Consider the following 3,193-nt stretch of genomic DNA (forward strand, 5'->3'; position numbering starts at 1 on the left):
TTCGATGCCGCCCGTCGCGCCCCACCCGGTGAGGTCATAGGACGAGGTGTTGCCGACCGACTTGCTGGTCCCCCACGCGACCTGCTGCAGCCACACGCCGAGGCCGTCGCGGTTGATGATCGGCGAGCGCGGGTCGGCGAGAATCTGGGCCGCCAGGCGCGAGCCCTTGGTCGCCGATTCGAACGCGCCGCCGGCATGCTCGGGCAGCAATTGCTGGAGCGAGTCGCTGAGCTCGCCGCTGTCGGTCACGCCGAGGAACATCCGCGCGAACGGCGCGTCCGAATCGGCTGCGGCCAGCGCGGCGGCGAGGATCGCGCCCTCGGAGCGGTTGAGGCCGAGCTCCTCGGCACTCTTGAGGCGCACCACCAGGTCGAGCTCGTTGGGCGTGGTAGCGACGACATCGGCGTCGAACAGGAACGGCAGGTCATCGACCGTCGGCGAGACATTGCCGGCGCCGGTCAGCGTGCCGGCCTGGAGGATGGTGTAAGTGCCCTCGACATTGCCGACGTTGATGAAATTGACCGCGACTTCCGATCCCGCGCCGAAGCTGGCGGCGCCGGCGATGTCGTACAAGGTATGCGCGCCGCCCGACGCAATCGACACGCCGAGGGTCGAGCCGGCGGCGGCGTCGAGCGAGGCCAAAGCGACCGCGCTGGTGTTGGTCGCGATCAGCCGGCTGCCGGTGCCGATCGAGACCGCGGTGCCGGCGCTGTTGGAGAGCAGGCCGGTGAACCGCGAGCCGCCGGTCAGCGCCAGCGTATCCGCGCCGCCGCCGAAATCGATGTTGCCGGTCAGCGACGAGGTGCCGCCGAGAGTGACGCTGTCGGCGCCCGCCCCGAACGTCGCGTTGCCGGTCATCGCCGCGGTGCCGGACAAAGCGAGCTGGTTGGCACCGGCGCCGAAGGTGGCATTGCCGAGGATGTTGCCGGCGGCGGCGTCGAGCACGTCGTTGCCGGCGCCGAACAGCATGTTGCCGGAAATGGTCGGTGCCGGCTGGCCGGTCGCGGCGGCCAGCTGGCGCACGGTGGCGCCGCCGGCATTGGCGCGCAGGTCGAACGCGGTGCCATTGGCCGCCAGGCCGGTCGGATTGACCACCCCGAGGAAGCCGCTGTTCTCGATCAGGTCGAGGGTTCCGGAACTGTCCAGGACCGCCACCGCGGTGCCTTCGGTGCCGCCGCGGGTGGCGGCGATGGTGCCGCTGTTGGTGATGCTGTTGACGGTGGCGCCGGCGTCGATGACGATCGCCCGTGCGCCGCTGGTGGCGGTGCCGCCGCCGTTGGCAGACACGACGCCGGTGACGACGATCGCCGGGGCCGACGTGCCGGCGCCGAGGCGCAGCGCGGTGGCATTGGCATTGATCGCGCCGGCCTGGACCGTGCCGGCGACGGTGATGCCGCCGGCGAGATCGACGGCATGGCCCTGGCCGCCGATCACGATCGCGTTGGCCGCGATGCCGTCATAGACCCCCGACCCGGTGATGGTGCCCCGGGTGACCAGGCCGTGGCCGGCGGTGGAGGAGGCGACCGCGCCGATCGCGATGTCGCGCGTCGCCGAGCCGATCTGCACCGCGGCGGCCGAGCCGAAACTGGTGATATTGACGTTGGGCTCGCTGGCGTCGGCGATGCCGTCGTCGTCCTCATCGGTGTCGGTGGTGCTGTTATCGGCCGGGCGGGCGTCGAACAGGATGCCGCCGCCGACATCGCCGGCGATGATCACCGCCGGACCGCCCTGGAGCAGGTCGTCAGCGTCGAGGTTGGCGACATCCGCCGGCGGGGTCGGATAGCGATAGCCGGTGACGTTGATGGTATTTTGGAAGACCAGCGCGCCGCCGACATCGCCGAGCGACACGCCGACCGCGTTCTGGCCCTGCGCGGTGATCGTGCCATTGAGGAAGGTCACGCTGCCGCTGACATCGGTCGCGCGCAGGCCGACGACATTGTTGCCGAGGATGTTGATATCGCCGCTGTTGGCGATCGAACCGATCAGCGGGCTGTCGATCGCGATGCCGGCCGAATCATTGCCTTCGATAATGATCCGCCCGCTGTTGACGATCGCACCGGTGAAGGTGCCGCCGCTGAGGACATGGATGCCGTAGCGATTGCTGCCCTGGGCAAACACGCCGTCGAGGTCGCCGTCATTGTCGGTGTCGGTCGGCGTGTAATTTTCGTCGAGCGTGATCGTGCCGCTGTTGGTGATGTTGCCGGTCAAATTGGGGTTGGCGAGGATGCCGGTGGCGTTGTTGGCGTCGGCGACTCCGATCGCCCCCTGGTTGTTGACGCTGTCGTTGCTGTTGATGGTCACCGCCGTGCCGGAGGTCGGACGGACCGATCCGGTCGTGGTGATGCGGATGTCGTCGTTGCCGGTGGCGGTGGCGACCGGCGTGGTGGTCGCCGTGCTGATCACCGTCTCGGCGAGCGCGGGAGAACCGGAGAGGACCGTTGCGATCGCGCCGAGGCCGGAGGTAGCAAGCAGAAAACGCATAGGAATCCCCTGTTGTCGCAAGGCCCGCGAGCGGGCTTGGCAGCGGTTGCATGCACGCCGGCCAAGACCGACGGCAGCGGTGAAATCTCTCTGACAACGGGGCGACGGTCGCCGCGCGTTGACCCCCCAGCTTTGGGTCGGCCTAAAGCCCGCTCCAGATGAAGCCCAGATGAACGATTCCAGGCTGTTCGATCAATGCAATTTCTTCGACGACGGCGCGCCGGCTTCCGCTGGCGCGCCGACTGTGGTTAGGAAATGGGCCATGAGCGACCCGACAACCCAGATAATCACGCCGGTAACCCACGACCTCGGCGCATTCAAGGTTCACCGCGCGCTTCCGTCACGCGAGCGCACGATGGTCGGGCCATTCATCTTCGTCGACCAGTTCGGCCCCGCCCGGCTCGCGCCCGGGGAGGGCATGGACGTGCGGCCGCACCCGCACATCAACCTCGCCACCGTTACCTATCTGTTCGACGGCGCGATCGAGCACCGCGACTCGCTGGGCAGCCGCAAGGTGATCGATCGCGCCGTCGAACAGATAGGTCACGGTGGCGAGGTTGATGTGCGGGTGCGGCCGCACGTCCATGCCTTCCCCGGGCGCGAGCCGGGCGGGGCCGAACTGGTCGACGAAGATGAATGGCCCGACCATCGTGCGCTCGCGTGACGGAAGCGCGCGGTGAACCTTGAATGCGCCGAGGTCGTGGGTTACCGG

1 protein-coding gene and 2 pseudogenes are annotated in these 3,193 nt (G+C 68.6%); 1 reads left to right on the top strand and 2 read right to left on the bottom strand.

The genetic code is table 11. From position 1 onward, the window contains the following. Nucleotides 1–2,481: autotransporter domain-containing protein (locus RMP08_RS04135; protein ID WP_310467727.1), on the bottom strand; the 2,481-nt coding region annotated here is incomplete at its 3' end. Nucleotides 2,482–2,743: 262 nt separating this feature from the next. Between RMP08_RS04135 and RMP08_RS04140 the strand changes: the two are divergent. Next, nucleotides 2,744–3,004: pseudogene (locus RMP08_RS04140) on the top strand (pirin family protein); the annotation flags it as partial. On the opposite strand, the pseudogene RMP08_RS04145 reads toward RMP08_RS04140, so the two are convergent. Beyond that, nucleotides 2,996–3,193, bottom strand: a pseudogene (locus RMP08_RS04145) (pirin family protein); the annotation flags it as partial. The pseudogenes RMP08_RS04140 and RMP08_RS04145 overlap by 9 nt on opposite strands.

The sequence above is a fragment of the Sphingomonas sp. genome (assembly GCF_031426035.1).
Classification (GTDB): domain Bacteria; phylum Pseudomonadota; class Alphaproteobacteria; order Sphingomonadales; family Sphingomonadaceae; genus Sphingomicrobium.